Source organism: Frondihabitans australicus (genome assembly GCF_003634555.1).
Taxonomy (GTDB): Bacteria; Actinomycetota; Actinomycetes; order Actinomycetales; family Microbacteriaceae; genus Frondihabitans; species Frondihabitans australicus.
This window is the reverse complement of sequence record NZ_RBKS01000001.1, coordinates 2,180,336-2,197,005: the sequence shown is the minus strand read 5'-3', so window position 1 is coordinate 2,197,005 and position 16,670 is coordinate 2,180,336. Positions and strand designations below refer to the sequence as shown.

The window sequence follows — 16,670 nt, the reverse complement described above, 5'->3', positions numbered from 1 at the left end:
CCTAGACCCGTTCGGCCCCCTGGCGCGACGTGCACCTTCGCGAAACACGCGTCCGCTACGGTGACGCCCATGGAGTACCGCGACTACCTGCGCCTCGTCCCCAAGATCGAGCTGCACTGCCACATCGTGTCGACCATCCGCGCCGAGCGCCTCATCGGCTGGGCGAATGAGCGCGGCGTCGAGCTGCCGAGCGACGACCCCGACACCCTCTTCGACTACGACAACATCGTCGACTTCCTCAAGGTGTTCAACGCCGCCCACGAGGTCTTCCGCACCCGCGACGACTTCGCGACGCTCGCTTACGAGGGCGTCGCCGACGCGGTCGCCGACGGCAACCTCTGCTACCGCGAGTACTTCATCAACCCCGACAACTTCGCCCACCTCGGCTTCTCGTACGTCGACGTGATCGACGGCCTCATCGAGGGACTGCGCCGTGCCGAGGAGGAGTGGGGCGTCGGCTTCGGCATCATCCCGGCGATCAACCGCGGCTTCGACCTCGACACCGCCCTCGCCCTCGTCGAGTCGATCGCCGCGAACCCGCGGCCCGAAGTCGTCGGGCTCGGCCAGGACGACCTCCGCGCCGACGCCCACGAGTCGCCCCTCGACTGGCAGGCCGCCTACGACCGGGCGCACGAGCTCGGCATCAGGGTCTCCGCGCACGTCGGTGAGCTGCCGAACTCGCAGGCCGCCGATGTCATCGAGGCGTGGAACGTCCTGAAGCTCGACCGGGTCGACCACGGCTACCACATCGTCGACGACGAGGCGCTCGTCGCCGAGGCCCGCGACCGCCGCATCCCCTTCACCTGCACGCCGCGCTCGACGAAGTTCCTCTCGGGCTGGCCGCTCGACGAGAAGCACCCGATCGCCGACATGCTCCGCGCCGGGCTCACCGTCACGCTCGCCACCGACGACCAGGTGTTCTTCCGCACGACCCTCCGCGAGGAGTTCGAGCACGTCGGGCTGGGCATGGGCTTCGGCCCCGACACGATCGAGCGCATCGTTCTCGACTCCGTCGAGGCGACCTGGGCGCAGGAGCCCGCGAAAGCCCGCATGCGCCGAGACTTCCGCCGCCAGCTCCTGTCTCTCCGCACCGCCCTGGTCTCCTCCTCGGAGGCGTGAGGGGCCACGTTCTGCTGATGTGACGCGGCCGGCATCAGCAGAACGAGGACACTCACTCCGAAACGCAGGAGTTACAGGGGCGAAACACGCGATTGTTACCGTGATCAACATTGGAGGATGTTGATGACAGTGACCCTGGGCCCCCAGACCCGCCGCGACGACCGCATCGCACCGTTTCTCGCGCATGCGACCACGACTTCGCCGAAGCGACTGCTGATCGACGGGGAGTGGGTGCCGGCCGCGAGCGGTGAGACGTTCGGGGCTCACGATCCTGCGACCGGAGAACACCTCGCCGAGCTCGCCCGCGCCGGCCAGCCGGACGTCGACGACGCCGTGGCCTCGGCCCGCCGCGCGCTGACGAGCCCGGCGTGGAAGGGCATGACCCCGGCCGAGCGTGCCGCGCTCCTGTGGCGCATCGCCGACCTCCTCGAGCAGGACCTCGACGAGCTGGCACAGCTCGAGACCCTCGACCAGGGCAAGGCCTGGGGCACCGCGCGGTTCGGCGAGGTGCCGGCCGCGATCGCGCAGTTCCGCTACTACTCGGGGTTCGCGACGAAGATCCTCGGCACGACCATCCCCACGAGCCTGCGCCGCCAGGGGCCCGACAGGCAGGTCTTCGCGTACACGACGCGCGAGCCGGTCGGAGTCGTGGCGGCCATCGTGCCGTGGAACTCACCGCTTCTCATGGCGGCGATGAAGGTCGCGCCGGCGCTCGCCGCGGGCTGCACGGTGATCCTGAAGCCGGCGGAGAACACCAGCCTGACCGCCGTGAGACTAGGCGAGATCCTCGTCGAGGCCGGCCTGCCCGCCGGCGTCGTCAACGTCGTCACCGGCTTCGGAGCCGAGGCCGGCCAGGCCCTCGCCGACCACCCCGGCGTCGACAAGGTCGCGTTCACCGGCTCGACGGCCGTCGGCAAGCGCCTCGTCGCGGCCTCGACCGGCAACCTCAAGCGCCTCACCCTCGAGCTCGGCGGCAAGAGCCCGGTGATCGTGATGCCCGACGCCGACCTCGACCGCACCGTGCCCGGAGTCGCCGCCGGCATCTTCGACAACGGCGGCCAGGTGTGCGTCGCCGGCTCGCGCGTCTACGCGCACCGCGACGTCTACGAGGAGCTCGTCGACCGCCTCGCCGCCCACAGCCGCGGGCTGAGCCTCGGCCACGGCCTCGCCGAGGGCACCGACCTCGGCCCGCTGGTCAGCCGCGTGCAGGCCGACCGCGTCGACACGTTCGTGCGCGAGGCCGAGAGCGAGGGCGTCGACGTCGTCGCGGGCGGCGTGCAGGACGGCGAGCTCGGCACGTTCTACCGCCCGACCGTGCTCACCGGCGCGACGCAGGGCATGCGGATCATGCAGGAGGAGGTGTTCGGCCCGGTCGTCACCGTCACCCCGTTCGACGACCTCGACGAGGTGCTCGCCTGGGCCAACGACAGCGTCTACGGCCTCGCCGCCAGCGTCTGGACGGAAGGCCTGAGCAACGCCCACCGCGTCTCGGAGGGCATCGACTCTGGCACCGTGTGGATCAACTGCCACTCGTACTTCGGCCCCGAGCTGCCGAAGGGCGGCCATCGCGAGTCGGGCTGGGGCTACGAGAACGGCGCGAACGGCCTGGAGAACTACCTCGAGACCAAGACCGTGGTGGCGGTGTACTGAGATGACGAAGCAGATCAGCCTCGGCGTCTTCGAGATGATGAACCCGAACAACGGCATGCCCACCTGGACCCACCCGCTGGGCAAGGGAGACCGCTACGACACCGTCGACTACTGGGTCGGGGTGGCGAAGACGCTCGACGCCAACGGCGTCGACTTCCTCTTCTTCGCCGACACCTACGGCTACGCCACCATCGACGGAGTCATGCCCGACCTCGTCGCGAAGCACGGCATCCAGTTCCCGGGCTTCGACCCGATGCTGCTCATCTCGGCCCTCGCCCGCGAGACCACCGGCCTCGGCTTCGTCCTCACGTCGCCGACGACGGTCGAGCGGCCCTATGCGACCGCGCGCCGGTTCGCCACTCTCGACCACTACACCGGCGGCAGGATCGGGTGGAACATCGTTACGGGCTCCAGCCAGGCCACCACCGACGACCTCTTCGGCGTCTCCGAGACGACCACCCACGACGAGCGCTACGACGTCGCCGACGAGTTCGTCGACGTCTGCCTCGAGCTGTGGGAGGGGGTGTGGGAGGACGACGCGCTCGTGCGCGATGCGTCGACGAACACGTTCGCCGACCCGGCGAAGCTCCACCCCATCGACCACGAGGGCGCGCACTTCCGGGCCCGCGGCGTCTTCGCGATCCCGCCGGGGCCGCAGCGCTCGCCGGTGCTGTTCCAAGCCGGCACCTCCGAGAGGGGCCGCGCCTTCGCCGCGCGCAACGCCGAGGCCGTGCTGATCCAGGGCCAGACCGTCGCGAAAGCCGCGGCGCACGTGCTCGACATCCGCGAGCAGGCCGTCGCGCACGGGCGCGAGCCGCACGACGTGAAGGTCGTCACGGGCGTCACCATCACCGTCGCACCCACGCACGACGAGGCGGTCGCGAAGCGGCAGGAGCTCGAGAACCTCTACACGGTGGACGACGCGGCCGTCATCTTCGCAGGCTTCACCGGAGTAGACCTCACCGGCTTCGACCCGGCGTCGCCGCTCACCGCGATCACGAGCGACCAGGGGCAGACCCTCGTCGACCGCTTCGTGCGCCCGGGTGAGCCGGTGCCGACCGTGGGCGACGTGCTCGACGACTTCCGGATGCGGGCCAACCGCGGCTTCCAGATCACCGGCGACCCGGTCGAGGTCGCCGACGAGCTCCAGCGCATCGTCGACGGCTCGGACGTCGACGGAATCATGCTCGAGCCGACGTTCGGCGGGCCCGAGGCGTTCGAGGAGTTCCTCGAGCTCGTGGCGCCGATCCTGCGCGAGAGGGGCATGCTCGCCCCGTTGCCTGCGGCGCCGGAGCCCACGAGCCTCCGTGAGCGCGTCACCGGGGCGGCGTCGCGGCGCCTGCCCGGCGGCCACCCCGGCGCGCGGTTCCGGCACGAGACCGAGCCCGTGGCCGGTTGACCGGAGCCGCACGAACCTCCTGATCCTGCGCCCTTGATCTTCACCCACCCCTCACCCGAAAGGCACCCATGCAGCAGCACGCTGTCGACGCCGTGGTCCGCGGGCTCAAGCGAGCCGGCATCTCGGTCGTCTGCTACCTGCCCGACTCCCTCTTCAAAGAGCTGTACCCGGCGCTCGACGCCGATCCCGAGATCCGCACGATCCAGGTGACGAACGAAGGCGAGGGCGCGGCGATCGCCGGCGGCGTCTTCCTGTCGGGCAAGCGCGCCGCCCTCGTCATGGAGAACTCCGGCCTCCGCGCCTCGGTCGAGCACCTGGCGCGGATGGGGCTCGGCGCCGGGATCCCGGTCTTCATGCTCATGAGCTACCGCGGCGACCTCGGCGAGAACAACTGGTGGGCCATTCCGCACGGCATCACCATGGAGCCCGTGCTCGACGCCCTCCGCACGCCGTACCGGGTCGTGCGTCACGCCGACGAGATCGAGCAGGCCATCGTCGACGCGTCGACCTGGTCGCACACCGCCTACTACCACTCCGCAGTCGCCCTCTCGGGAGAGATCGTCCGATGACCACCACGCCCGACGCCCGCCCCACGACCGCCTTCGAGAAGACGCCGCACGCCACGATCAGCCGCTACTCGGCGATGGAGGCCCTCGGCCGCCGTCTCGACGACGCCCTCGTGATCCTCTCCCTCGGCGGCGCCGTCGACGAGTGGTACAACGCCGCCCCGCACATGCGCGAGGCGAGCCTCTTCCAGCAGCAGCTCGGCTGCGTCACCGGCGAGGCCCTCGGGCTGGCCGTGGGGCTGCCGCATCGCCGGATCGTGTCGCTCGACACCGACGGCGGGCTCCTGTTCAATCTCGGAATCCTCGCGACGGTCGGCAACGAGCAGCCTGCGAACCTCTTCATCGTGGTGTGGGACAACGAGCAGTACCAGTCGATCGGCGGCCCGGCGACGCACACCGCGTCCGGCCGCGTCGACCTCGCCGCGATCGCCCGCGGCTGCGGCGTCGAGCACGCGTACACCGTCGACACGCTCGAGGCCTTCGACGAGCACTGCGCCGCGGGCCTCGCCGCCGACGTGCCGTACCTCGTCGTCGTGAAGACCGACGGGATCCTGCAGCCCGGCATCAAGCGCAAGCACTCCGACGGGCGCGAAGACAAGTACATCTTCGTGCGCCACGTCGAGGAGACCGAGGGCATCGTCATCATGGGCCCGAGCGAGCACAACTAGTGCCGGCGGGTCTCGAGGCGTCGTACGACTGGATCGTCGTGGGCGCAGGAGCAGCGGGCTGCGTCCTCGCGAACCGACTCTCCGCCGATCCTGCCGCCCGTGTCCTGCTGATCGAGGCGGGGCCGAGCGACACCGGCGTGGAGGCGATCCGCGACGCGGCGCAGTGGGTCTCGCTGATGCGGTCGGAGTACGACTGGGGATACGACTACGAGCCGACGCCCGAGGTGCTGGGGCGCGTCATCGGGATCCCGCGCGGGAAAGTGCTCGGCGGCTCGTCGAGCATCAACGCGATGCTCTGGTACCGCGGCCACCCCGACGACTACGACGCCTGGGAGGCCGCGGGCGCCACCGGCTGGAACTGGGAGTCGATGCTGCCCGCCTTCCGCGCGTCGGAGGACTGGGAGCGCGGCGCCACCGCCCTCCGCGGCGCGGGCGGGCCGATGCGAATCGAGACGTCGCCCGACCCGCACCCGATCGCCGAGGCGATGCTCGACGGCGCCCCCGAAATCGGCGTCCCGACGATCGACGACTCGAACGGGGAGTCGAACGTGGGGGCGGCGCTGGCGAACTTCACCGCCACGACTGTCCGCGATCCTGCGACCGGTTCGTCGCGGATGGAGCGCTGGAGCACCGTGCGCGGGTACCTCCTGCCCGCGCTGGCTCGGCCGAACCTCACCGTGATCACCGACTCGCAGGCGCTCCGACTCGTGCTGGAGGGCTCGCGCTGCGTGGGCGTCTCGCACCTCGTCGACGGCGTGCCGGTCGAGACGCGGGCGACGTCGGGGGTGGTGCTGACGCTGGGGGCGATCGGCACTCCGCAGCTCCTGAACCTCTCGGGCATCGGGGCCGCCTCGGCTCTCGCGGCGCTCGGACTGCCGGTGCTGCACGACCTGCCCGGGGTCGGCGAGAACTACCAGGATCACCCGCTCGTGTCGGGCATGAACGTCGCGGCGGGCGTGAGCCTTGGCCCGATGCGCGACAACGGCGGCGGCTCGATGATGAACTGGCGGTCGTCGGCGGCGGGCGACGGCGCCGACCTCCACGCGTTCGTCGTGCAGGAGTCGAGGCCCGCGGCGGCCCTGGAGCAGGATCTGAGCGGAGACGTCTTCGCGATCTCGCCCGGCCTCATGCGCTCCTCCTCCGTCGGACACGTGCGGCTGAGGTCGGCGTCGCCGTTCGAGGCGCCCGTCATTCAGCCGAACTTCCTGCGCGAGAAGGAGGACCTCGACCGGCTCGTCGAGGGCGTGGAGGGTGTGCTCGGGCTCCTGGGCACCTCGCCCTTCCGTGCGCTCGGGGCTCGACCGCTCGTCTCGTTCGGGGCGGGATCGTCGTCGCGCGCCGCGATCGAGGACTTCGTGCGCCGCGGCGTCGACACGTTCTTCCACTCCTGCGGCACCGCGCGCATGGGCACCGACCCGCTCTCGGTGGTGTCGCCGTCGCTCGACGTGCACGGGGTCGACGGGCTCTGGGTGGCCGACGCGTCGGTGATCCCGGTGATCCCGACCTGCAACACCCAGGCGCCCGTCATCGCGATCGCCGAGCGCGCCGCCGCCCTCATCCCCGGTCAGGCGGCGTTCTCGGCGTAGCCGGGGATCCGCCGCCGCAGCGCCTCCATCTCCGCTTCGTCAGACACACCCTGGAAGTCGTGCCGCGGCGTGTACGGCGCCTCGAGCCGCGCGATCTCGTCGTCGCTCAGCTCGACGTCGAGCGAGGCCACGGCGTCGTCGATCTGCTGCGTCGTGTTCGCGCCGACGAGCGGTGCCGCCACGACGGGATTGTGCCGAAGCCAGGCCAGGGCGATCTGCGCGCGCGGCACGCCGTGCTCCTGCGCCACCTGCCCGACCGCGTCGACGATCGCGCGGTCGCTGTCGACGCTCGTGTAGAGCAGGTCGGCGTAGGAGCCGTCGGTCGCCGACCGCTCGGAGGTCTCGTTCCACTCCCGGGCGAGACGACCGCGCGCCAGAGGGCTCCACACGAGCGTGCTCACCCCCTCGTCGGCGCACAGGGGCAGCATCTCGCGCTCCTCTTCGCGGGCGAGCAGGTTGTAGTGGTCCTGCATCGAGACGAAGCGCGCCCAGCCGTGGCGCTCCTGGAGGTGGAGAGCCTTCGCGAACTCCCAGGCGTGCATCGACGAGGCGCCGAGGTAGCGGACCTTGCCGGCCTTCACGAGGTCGTTGAGGGCGTCGAGGGTCTCCTCCCACGGAGTGCCGTGGTCGGCGCGGTGGATCTGGTAGAGGTCGACGTAGTCGGTGCCGAGGCGACGTAGGCTGTGATCGATCTCGGTCATGATGGCCTTCCGCGACAGGCCGCTCGCGTTCGGGCCCTGTCGCATCGGGTGGCGGAGCTTCGTCGCGACGACGACCTCGTCGCGATCGGCGAAGTCGCGGAGCGCACGCCCGAGGATCTCCTCGCTCGAGCCGTACGAGTACATGTTCGCCGTGTCAAAGAACGTGATGCCCTTCTCGAGGGCGTGACGGATGAGGGGCCGGCTCTCCTCCTCGGGCTTCGACCAGACGGGGTGGCCGCGGTCGGGCTCGCCGTAGGTCATGGCGCCGATCGCGATGGGCGACACGTCGAGGCCGGTCGCGCCGAGCTTGATGTACTTCATGGTCTCTCTCCCGTACTCTGGCAGTTGCGGAGAGTTCTCCGCTTCGTTCGACACAGTACCGGAGAGTTCCCCGGTTAATCCACCCCGTCGTCAGATCGGCTTTCCGTGACCCCACCCGACCAGGCCCTCCGCGCCGACGCGAAGCGCAATCGCGACCGGATCGTGCAGGTCGCCCGTGAGGCTCTGCGCACCACCGGCGACGTCTCGCTGAACGCGATCGCCAAGACGGCGGGAGTCGGATCCGGCACCCTCTACCGGCACTTCGCGAACCGCGACGCGCTGCTCATCGAGGTGTACCGCGAGGAGATCCGCGACCTCGTCGACCAGGTCGCGCCCCTGCTCGCGGAGCACCCGCCGCTCGTGGCCACGCGGATGTGGTTCGAGGCGCTCGCCGAGGCGATGAAGACGAAGCAGGGGCTCGGCGACGCCCTCACCGGGTCGACGAAGCAGACGGTGACGAGCGAGAGCTACGGCCCGGTCGTCGGAGCGATCCGGGCACTGCTCGACGCGGGCGAGGCGACCGGTGAGGTACGGCCGGGGCTCGATGTCGACGACGTGCTGCTGCTGCTCGGCGCGCTCTGGCGGGTGCCGCCGGGGGCGGAGGGGGACGAGCAGGGGGAGCGGCTGATGTCTCTGATCCTGCGCTCGATCGCCGCCTGACCCCAGCTGCGACAAAACGCGACTGCCGCGACATACAAACGCGTCGCGATCGTCGCGTTTTGTCGTGGGGCCGGGCGCGGCTACGGAAGGCGCGCGCCGAACCAGCGGGCGAGCGCGGCGTCGAGGGCGGGGCGAGCGTCGGCGTCGCCGGCCCAGGCGACATGGCCGTCGGGGCGGACGAGCACGGCGGGCGCCGGAAGCTCGGCCACCGGCGCCGCCACCACGTCGACCCGATCGGCCCACCGTGAGGCGTCGAGTGCGCCCGTCGAGTCGACGAGCACGCCGCGCGCCGCCCGCTGCCGCTCGAACAGCCTGCTGCCGTCGGCCAGCACGAGGTCGCCGAGGCGACGCCCGACGACGTCCGGTCGCCCGACCTCGGCCGAGTCAGGCCCCTCGAGGTCGTAGCGCACGCCGATGCCCGACACGCTCTCCGCCAGGAACCGATCGACGTCGGCGAACTCCACCAACCGCCGCAGGAGCCGCTGCACCGCCCTCGGCCCCGGCTCCGGCAGCATCAGCACACTCTGCGCGCGAGTGAGCGACAGCACCTCGTCGGCGACGGGCCGGCGCTCCGCCTCGTACGTGTCGACGAGCCCCTCGGGAGCCCACCCGGCGATCGCCGCCGCGAGCTTCCACCCGAGGTTGACGGCGTCGTGAAGCCCGAGATTGAGGCCCTGGCCGCCGAGAGGCGGGTGCACGTGGCAGGCGTCTCCGGCCAGCAGGATCCGGCCCACCCGGTACCGTTCCGCCAGCCGCGTGGCATCGGTGAAGCGGGTCAGCGAGCGCGGCGAGTGAGCCCCGAAGTCCGTCCCGGCGTACGCGATGAGCTGCGCCCGGAACTCGTCGAGCGTCGGCGGGGTCGTGCGATCCTCCGACACGGACGCCGCCGGCACGACGGCCCGGTAGAGCGGGCTCGCCTCGCCCGCGTGGTCGTCCCGCGCGCTGTGGTCTCCGTCACCCGGCAGCCGGACCTCCGGTGCCGGCCCGATGCCGAAGCCGCGGTGGGTGCGCCGCACCTCCTCTGACACCCGGGCGACCTCGTCTGCCGCCGACGTCACGTGGAGTTCCGCGAGCAGCCATTCGGTGGCGGCGGGCTCGCCAGGGAAGGCGATGTCCAGGATCCTGCGCACTGTGCTTCGCCCTCCGTCGCAGCCGACCACCCACCGCGCCCGCTCGACCGTGCCGTCGTCGAGCGTCACGGCGACCTCGTCGGTGCCTTGCTCGAGGCCCGTGACCGCGACGCCCCGACGGACGATCGCGCCGAGCTCCAGGGCGCGGGCGGTCAGCAGGCGATCGGTGAGCGGCTGCGGGATGCCGAGGACGTCGCCGTACGGCGACGCGGCACCCTCGCGCACGGGCGCCGACAGCCCCGCGAACCTCGCCGCGCCCGGGTACAGCCGCCCGACCTTGAGGAAGCGGCCGAGCAGCCCGCGCTGGTCGAGGATCTCGATGCTCCGCGCGTGCAGCCCGAGCGACCGCACGAGGAGGCTCGGCTCGGCCTGGCGCTCGACGACGAGCACCTCGATCCCGTGAAGTCTCAGCTCACTCGCCAGCATCATTCCGGTCGGGCCCGCGCCCACGATGATCACGTCGTGCATGTACTCCCTCTCAACCCCGCCGCCTGTGCCGCGCGGCCCGTCATTCTGCCGTGCTGAGGGGCCCTTGCGGCAAGCCCCGGGGTGGCCGGTACCCTGGAGATGCAGGGCAGACTGGTCGTGTGCGAGAGACCGTGCCCGACCTGGTGACGCTGCGGATCCTGCGCGCCATCGACGACACCGGCACCGTCGGGGCGGCGGCCACGGCCGTCGGGCTCTCGCAGCAGGCCGCGTCGGCCCGCATCGCCGACGTCGAGCGAGACCTCGGGCTGAGCCTCGTGCGCCGCACCCGGCAGGGGTCGTCGCTGACCGACCACGGGCGCCTCGTCGTCGAGTGGTCGGGTCGTCTCCTCGCCGAGGCGGACGCCCTCGCCCTGTCGATCCGCGCCCTCCGCGCCGATACCGTGGCCGTGCTCGCGGTCGCGGCCAGCCAGACCCTCGCGGAGGCGTTCGCCCCGGCGTGGATGGCCGCCTTCCGCGCCGCGACGGACGGCGCCGCCTGCCGCCTCACCTCGGGCAACAGCGCCTTCGTCGTCGACGAGGTCCGCTCGGGCCGCGCCGCCGTCGGCCTCGTCGAGACGCCCGAGGTGCCCGCCGACCTCGGCTCGGCGCCGATCCGCACCGACCGCCTCGTCGTCGTGGTCGCCCCCGACCACCCGTGGGCGAGCCTCGATCGGCCCCTGACCGCGCGCGACCTGACCGAGACCGGGCTGGTCCTTCGCGAAGCAGGATCCGGCACCCGCCGCACCCTCGAACTCGCCCTCTCCTCGCACACGTCGCCCGACGGCACCCCGGCGCCGCTCGTCCTCGCCGAGCCCGCCGCCGTCCTCGCCACGACGGGCGCCATCCGCGCGGCCGTCGCCACCGGCATCGGTCCGTCGGTGCTGAGCGAGGCGGCCGTGCGCGACGACGTGGCCCGGGGAGCACTCGCGACGGTGCCGGTGGCCGGGCTCTCGCTCGAGCGGCCGTTCACCGCCCTGTGGAAGAACGGGGTGGCGCTGCCCGCGGCCGCCGAGACGCTGTTCGCGATCCTGCGCGCATCGTCACAAGGGGAGGCTGTGACGTGACCAGAGTCCTCCCGTAGCAGGCACGATCGTCGCCCCGGCACGCTGAGAGCATGATCGCCCTCCGCCCCCGCCACGTGCTCTCCGACCTCCCGCCCAACTGGTTCGCCTCGGTGATGGGCACGGGGATCGTGGCGACCGCGGCGGCGAGCCTGCCGGTGGCGGTGCCGGGGCTCCTGCCGTTCGCCACCGTCGTCTGGGCGCTCGCCGCGGCGCTGCTGGTCGCGCTCGTGGTCGCCACAGTCGCCCACTGGGCGGTCGCGGGGCGTGCGGCGCTCCGCCACCTCGTCGACCCCGTCGTGTCGCACTTCTGGGGCGCCCCGGCCATGGCGCTGCTGACCGTGGGCGCTGGCACGCTGCTCGTCGGGCGGACGGTGATCGGCGAACCCGCGGCCGTCGCCGTCGACTGGGTGCTCTGGTCGCTCGGCACGGCCCTCGGCCTCGTGACCGTCGTCGCCCTGCCGTACCGCACGTTCGTACGAGCAGACGTGACCGCCGACAGCCCGTTCGGCGGCTGGCTGATGCCGATCGTACCGCCGATGGTGTCGGCGTCGACCGGGGCGCTGCTCGTGCCGTACGCGCCGGCGGGCCAGCCGCGCGAGACGCTGCTCTGGGGCTGCTACGCGATGTTCGGGCTCGCCCTCGTGCCGTCGCTGCTCGTCATCGCGCAGCTCTGGGCGCGCCTGTCGCAGCGGTCGATCGGCGGGGCGAGACTCGTGCCGACCCTGTGGATCGTGCTGGGTCCGGTCGGCCAGTCTGTGACGGCCGCCAACCTGCTCGGCGGCGTCGCGCACGGGGTCGTCGCGGCGCCGATCGCGGACGGGCTGCAGGTCTTCGGGCTGGTCTACGGCGTGCCGATGATCGGCTTCGGACTGCTGTGGGCCGCGCTCGCCGCGCTCGTGACGCTCCGCACGGCTCGCGACGGCCTGCCGTTCTCGCTCACCTGGTGGTCGTTCACGTTTCCCGTGGGCACGTGCGTCACAGGACTCAACGGGCTGGCTCTTCACACCGGGCTCGGGCTGTTCGCCGTGCTCGCGTGCGTCGCCTACGCGGGCCTCGTGGTCGCCTGGGCGGTCGTGTCCGTGCGGACGTTCCGCGCGAGCGTGGTGACGGCGGCGGTCTTCGCCCCGCCGATCGCAGTGCATCACTAGAGTGAGCCCATGAGGCACACCCTGGCCGTCGTCCTGCGCCTCGCCGCTGCCGCGGCCTCCGTCGCCGGCGTCATCACCCAGCTCGTCATCGCCGTGCAGACCCACTTCGGCCTGGTGGACTTCTTCAGCTACTTCACCACGCTCAGCAATCTGTTCGGGAGTGTCGTGTTCGTGGTCGGGGCTGTCGCGATCCTGCGATCTCGCCCTCTCGGCCCGCGCTGGGAGGCGATCCGCGGGGCGTCGGTCGTCTACCTCGCCTTCGTCGGCATCGTGTTCAACACCCTGCTGGCGAACGCCGACCTCGGCGGGCTGAAGCCGTGGGTCAACGTCGTGCACCACATGGTGATGCCGCTCGTCGTCGTGATCGACTGGCTTCTGCTGCCGCCCGCGACCCGGGTGCGGTGGCGGACGGCCTGGCTCTGGGTGATCGTGCCCGTCGCGTACACGGTGTACTCGGTGGTGCGCGGCGCGATCGTCGACTTCTACTGCTACCCGTTCTTCAACCCGGCGCGTGTCGGCGGCTACGGGGGAGTGGCGCTGTACTGCGTCGTGCTGCTCGCCGCGTTCATCGTGCTGGCGATCGCCGTGCGCGCCGTCGGGAATGCTCTGTCGGGCCGTGGGCGCTCGGCCGTGCGCGAGGCGGATGCGACAACACTCTAGTGTGACTAAGGTTGTGTCGAACATCGGGCATCCAACCTAAGGCAGCCGGCAATGCACTATGTCGACCTCGTCTGGCGACCGGACGAAAGCGCGCACCTGACCAGAAGAGACCGCGCGGCAGGTCGTTACCGCGCCTTCGTTCCCGACGAGCTGAGCGTGGACCTGCCGCAGTTATCAGCGTCGACGGAATCGGCCGCGGCCGACGCGCTGGTCGTTCTCGCCCGCGCCGACGAGCGGATCGGCGAGCGGGGCGGATATCTCAACCATCTGCTCATCCGGTCGGAGAGCATCTCCTCGTCGTGGATCGAGGGCAATCGGGTGTCGCCGAAGAAGCTCGCGGTGGCGGAGGCGCTTCGACGAGGCGACCGGGTCGCGCTCGACGTCGTGGCGAATGTTCGCGCGACGGAGGAAGCCATCGCCGATCTCGCCGATCGCGATCGTCCCATCACGGCGGCAGACATCGAAGCGCTCCAGCACGTGATCGAGCCGGGGTTGCCCTTCGGCGTTCGGCAGGAGCAGAACTGGGTGGGTGGCCCCGGGTGGTCGCCGCTGCGGGCGGACTTCGTGCCGCCGCCCGAGGGCGAGGTGCCGCGTCTGCTCGACAACCTCGCAGACTTCGTCACAGCCACGTCGGGCAATCCCGTCGTCAGAGCGGCCCTAGCGCACGCCCAATTCGAAACCATTCACCCGTTCATCGACGGCAACGGGCGAACGGGGCGCGCGCTCATCCACACCGTCCTCCGTCGGGCCGATGCACTGCGCAACCTGCTCGTTCCCATCAGCACCGTGTTCGCCGGGGCAGTCGACGGCTACATCGACGGCCTCACGGCGTTCCGCGACGGCGATGTCGACTCCTGGGTCGACAGGTTCTGCGAGGCGACCGAACTCGCCGCCGCGAACGCCGTCCGTCTCTCGCAGAGGGTCGAACAACTCGACCACGAAGCACTCGTCGACCTGACCGTGCACCGCCACCGGGCCGGCCTGTCTCCGGCGAGCCCGCGACGCGACTCGGTGGCCGCGAAGATCCTCGGGGCGCTGGCCTCCGAGCCGGTTCTGACCATCCAGGGGGTGTCCTCGCGCTACCGCATCTCGGCCACCGCGGCGACGAACGCTCTGACCCAGTTGACGGACGCGGCGATCCTGTCGCGCGTCCGCAACCACCGGGGTCAGACCTCGGCGTGGACGGCCGACCGTCACCTCGCGCTCGTGGCGTTGACCGAGCGAAGCAATCGCGTCGGCGGCGGCGACACCGCTCGGGTCCGACCGAGACTCGGGCCGCCCGCCCCCGACGAGGCGGTCGTCGGGCGGCTCCACGACGGAGCGTGACGGGTCCAGGCCGCGCCTCCCCTCCCGAAAACGACTCTGCGCACGCGATTCCCGGTGCGCAGAGTCGTTTTCGGGAGGCGCAGCGCGCGCGCACGCCAGACTTGGCGCATGGCGATGCACGACGACGAGGTGCCGATCGACCTCGCGACGGCGTCACGGCTGATCGCGACGCAGTTCCCCGAGTGGGCCGCCGAGCCTGTTCGAGCGCTCGCCACCGACGGCACGGTCAACGCGATCTACCGCGTCGGCACCGGGCTCGCGGCGCGGTTCCCTCTTCAGGGCGTCGACCCGGCCGCCGTCCGCGCCGACCTCGAGAACGAGGCCACAGCGATGCAGGAGCTCGGTGACACCTGCCCGTTCCCCACGCCCCGGCCCGTCGCGATCGGCGCCCCCGGCCCCGTCTATCCCCTGCCGTGGTCGGTGCAGACCTGGGTCGACGGCGACGTGGCCACCCCGGACGGTCTTGCGGGGTCGGCGCCGTTCGCCGACGACCTCGCCGCGCTGGTCGCGGCGCTCCGTTCGGCCGACACTCTCGGGCGCTCGTTCGACGGCAAGGGGCGCGGCGGCGACCTCCGTGACTCCGACGAGTGGATGGCCGTGTGCTTCGCCGAGAGCGAGGGGCTGCTGCCGGTCGAGCGCCTGCGGGCGCTGTGGGAGGGGCTGCGCGAGGTGCCGCCGTCGGGGCCCGACGTGATGTCGCACCGCGACCTCACGCCGGCGAACCTCCTGGTGTCGGGCGGACGGCTCGTCGGGGTGATCGACGGCGGGTCGTTCGGGCCTGCCGATCCTGCCCTCGACCTCGTCTGCGCGTGGCACCTTCTCGAAGCCGAAGGGCGCAGGATCATGAGGGCTCGCCTGGCCTGCACCGACACGGAGTGGCTGCGCGGCGCCGCGTGGGCCCTGCAGCAGTCGATGGGCCTCGTCTGGTACTACCGCGAGTCGAATCCCGGCATGAGTGCGCTCGGGAGGTCGACGCTCGCGCGGCTCCTCGCCGACGCCGACCTCACTGCGCTCACCCCATGATGTAGAGGATTCCTGCGCCGCTCGTCTTGCATGCAGTCAAGAAGGCCTGGAGCTTGCTGAGATGCTCCATGACGTAGTCGCGGTGAACCTCGTCGAAGCCTGCAGCGTGGACGTCAGCCTGGTCGATCCCGGCCAAGCCGTTGCCGATCACTTGGACCTCCTCGGGTGAGAGCACGCGATACCGAACCCAACGGCCCAGACGACGTTCTCTCTGGCACCCCGGCCGACGAAGTCGAGTCCAGAGCCGTCGGCGCGGTCTGGAGCCATCGATGAGTAGCACACGGAAGGGTGAGTCGGTCTTCCCGAGGCGGTCTCTACATAGCTGAACAGCTCTTGGAGTTCCTTCCACGCCTGCATGAGGTAAAGGAAGACCGCGCTTGTGTCGGGTGCAGTCTCCGCGTACTCCCAGTCGTATTCGGGGTCGTTGACCGGGGCGGCGCAGTGGATGTAATGCCGCGGATCTTCGCGGGCGAGGTCGATCTCGTGAGGGCGGACGGCGTAGGCGGAGTGACGGATTCCCATGCCGAGAGCCTGGCGCGCTGCGAGAATCCTGCGGCGGCTGTCCACAGATTCGGGTCACCGCATCGTTCGAGACGACGCCTGTGGGGGAGAGGACAGCCATCGAGCAGGATCCGAGAAGAGCACGGCCGCCGCCGCACGCTAGCGTGTGAGAAACGCGAGAAACGCCGCACCAGGAGGAATCATGCCCAGCACCGTCGACTTCGTGAACGTCTCCACCGAGGGGCTCGAATCGTCGCCCGTCGCCGACGCCCTCGCCGGCCTGCGTGCCAACGAGGCACGCTACTTCAACACGAAGTACAAGGCGCCCTTCGTCGTCTACACGCCGGAGGAGAAGCCGGAGTACCTCGAGCTCGTCGAGAAGGTGCTGAAGGTCGAGCGCGACCTCGAGTTCGCATCGAAGCCCCTCGAGGTCGCCGAGATGCACGTCGACGGCATCCGCTGGACCTACGTCATCTACGAGTCGGGCCTCGTCGTCAACCTGCTCTACACGCTGGCCGACGCCGGCAAGCGCGCGGTCGGCTTCAAGCTGTCGCAGGGCATGGAGGTTCCGGCCGAGCTGGCCTCCACGTTCAAGTTCGCGCGCCAGAAGTCGAAGCTCGCCGGCGAGATCCGTGGCTCGTTCTTCGTCGTCAAGGGCGAGTACTAGGCCGTCGCCTGGC

The 16,670-nt window shown here is 71.0% G+C and carries 17 protein-coding genes; 13 read left to right on the top strand and 4 right to left on the bottom strand.

Annotated features, from left to right (window positions below; genetic code table 11):
* Nucleotides 1–69 precede the first annotated feature (69 nt).
* The 6 genes from C8E83_RS10265 (at nucleotide 70) to C8E83_RS10240 (ending at nucleotide 6,988) form a co-directional block, all read left to right on the top strand.
* On the top strand, nucleotides 70–1,119 hold the full coding sequence (locus C8E83_RS10265) for an adenosine deaminase family protein (RefSeq protein ID WP_121369808.1): 1,050 nt from the start codon (nucleotides 70–72) through the stop codon (nucleotides 1,117–1,119).
* A gap of 123 nt (nucleotides 1,120–1,242) precedes the next feature.
* Nucleotides 1,243–2,769: an aldehyde dehydrogenase family protein gene (locus tag C8E83_RS10260; RefSeq protein WP_121369807.1), complete on the top strand. Its 1,527-nt coding sequence runs from the start codon at nucleotides 1,243–1,245 to the stop codon at nucleotides 2,767–2,769.
* 1 nt (nucleotide 2,770) lies between these two features.
* Complete coding sequence (locus tag C8E83_RS10255) at nucleotides 2,771–4,168, top strand: NtaA/DmoA family FMN-dependent monooxygenase (RefSeq protein ID WP_121369806.1); 1,398 nt, start codon at nucleotides 2,771–2,773, stop codon at nucleotides 4,166–4,168.
* Between the two features lie 68 nt (nucleotides 4,169–4,236).
* Nucleotides 4,237–4,737 carry a thiamine pyrophosphate-binding protein gene (locus tag C8E83_RS10250; protein ID WP_121369805.1) on the top strand — a complete coding sequence of 167 codons (501 nt, stop codon included), beginning with the start codon at nucleotides 4,237–4,239 and terminating at the stop codon, nucleotides 4,735–4,737.
* The gene (locus C8E83_RS10245) at nucleotides 4,734–5,402 is read left to right on the top strand and encodes a thiamine pyrophosphate-dependent enzyme (RefSeq protein WP_121369804.1); all 669 of its coding nucleotides are present in this window, start codon (nucleotides 4,734–4,736) and stop codon (nucleotides 5,400–5,402) included. Before C8E83_RS10250 ends, C8E83_RS10245 begins: the two co-directional genes overlap by 4 nt.
* Entirely contained in the window at nucleotides 5,402–6,988 is a 1,587-nt protein-coding gene (locus C8E83_RS10240) for a GMC family oxidoreductase (RefSeq protein WP_121369803.1), read from the top strand. The genes C8E83_RS10245 and C8E83_RS10240 overlap by 1 nt, the downstream gene beginning before the upstream one ends.
* Here C8E83_RS10240 and C8E83_RS10235 read toward each other — a convergent pair.
* Nucleotides 6,967–8,010: an aldo/keto reductase gene (locus C8E83_RS10235; protein ID WP_121369802.1), complete on the bottom strand. Its 1,044-nt coding sequence runs from the start codon at nucleotides 8,008–8,010 to the stop codon at nucleotides 6,967–6,969. The genes C8E83_RS10240 and C8E83_RS10235 overlap by 22 nt on opposite strands.
* A 105-nt stretch (nucleotides 8,011–8,115) precedes the next feature.
* Here C8E83_RS10235 and C8E83_RS10230 point away from each other — a divergent pair, with 105 nt between their 5' ends.
* On the top strand, nucleotides 8,116–8,670 hold the full coding sequence (locus tag C8E83_RS10230; protein WP_121369801.1) for a TetR/AcrR family transcriptional regulator: 555 nt from the start codon (nucleotides 8,116–8,118) through the stop codon (nucleotides 8,668–8,670).
* A gap of 80 nt (nucleotides 8,671–8,750) precedes the next feature.
* Here the strand turns inward: C8E83_RS10230 and C8E83_RS10225 are convergent, their stop codons facing one another.
* On the bottom strand, nucleotides 8,751–10,268 hold the full coding sequence (locus tag C8E83_RS10225) for an FAD-dependent monooxygenase (RefSeq protein WP_121369800.1): 1,518 nt from the start codon (nucleotides 10,266–10,268) through the stop codon (nucleotides 8,751–8,753).
* 119 nt (nucleotides 10,269–10,387) lie between these two features.
* On the opposite strand from C8E83_RS10225, the gene C8E83_RS10220 reads away from it, so the two are divergent.
* The 5 genes from C8E83_RS10220 to C8E83_RS10200 all read left to right on the top strand — a co-directional run bounded on the left by C8E83_RS10220 (nucleotide 10,388) and on the right by C8E83_RS10200 (nucleotide 15,489).
* On the top strand, nucleotides 10,388–11,332 hold the full coding sequence (locus tag C8E83_RS10220; RefSeq protein WP_147430145.1) for a LysR family transcriptional regulator: 945 nt from the start codon (nucleotides 10,388–10,390) through the stop codon (nucleotides 11,330–11,332).
* A gap of 50 nt (nucleotides 11,333–11,382) precedes the next feature.
* A complete protein-coding gene (locus C8E83_RS10215; protein ID WP_121369798.1) occupies nucleotides 11,383–12,480 on the top strand; it encodes a TDT family transporter in 1,098 nt (365 codons plus the stop codon).
* 9 nt (nucleotides 12,481–12,489) lie between these two features.
* A complete protein-coding gene (locus C8E83_RS10210) occupies nucleotides 12,490–13,140 on the top strand; it encodes a Pr6Pr family membrane protein (protein WP_121369797.1) in 651 nt (216 codons plus the stop codon).
* A gap of 156 nt (nucleotides 13,141–13,296) precedes the next feature.
* Nucleotides 13,297–14,466 (top strand): Fic family protein, encoded by a 1,170-nt coding sequence (locus C8E83_RS10205; RefSeq protein ID WP_245981584.1) that lies wholly within the window; start codon nucleotides 13,297–13,299, stop codon nucleotides 14,464–14,466.
* Between the two features lie 108 nt (nucleotides 14,467–14,574).
* A complete protein-coding gene (locus tag C8E83_RS10200; RefSeq protein WP_121369795.1) occupies nucleotides 14,575–15,489 on the top strand; it encodes an aminoglycoside phosphotransferase family protein in 915 nt (304 codons plus the stop codon).
* Here the strand turns inward: C8E83_RS10200 and C8E83_RS19510 are convergent.
* Nucleotides 15,479–15,640, bottom strand: a complete 162-nt coding sequence (locus tag C8E83_RS19510; protein WP_170159909.1) for a hypothetical protein — start codon at nucleotides 15,638–15,640, stop codon at nucleotides 15,479–15,481. The genes C8E83_RS10200 and C8E83_RS19510 overlap by 11 nt on opposite strands.
* Nucleotides 15,637–16,011, bottom strand: a complete 375-nt coding sequence (locus tag C8E83_RS10195) for a hypothetical protein (RefSeq protein ID WP_147430144.1) — start codon at nucleotides 16,009–16,011, stop codon at nucleotides 15,637–15,639. The genes C8E83_RS19510 and C8E83_RS10195 overlap by 4 nt, the downstream gene beginning before the upstream one ends.
* Nucleotides 16,012–16,192: 181 nt before the next feature.
* Here C8E83_RS10195 and C8E83_RS10190 point away from each other — a divergent pair, with 181 nt between their 5' ends.
* A complete protein-coding gene (locus C8E83_RS10190) occupies nucleotides 16,193–16,657 on the top strand; it encodes a phage tail protein (RefSeq protein WP_121369793.1) in 465 nt (154 codons plus the stop codon).
* Nucleotides 16,658–16,670 lie beyond the last annotated feature (13 nt).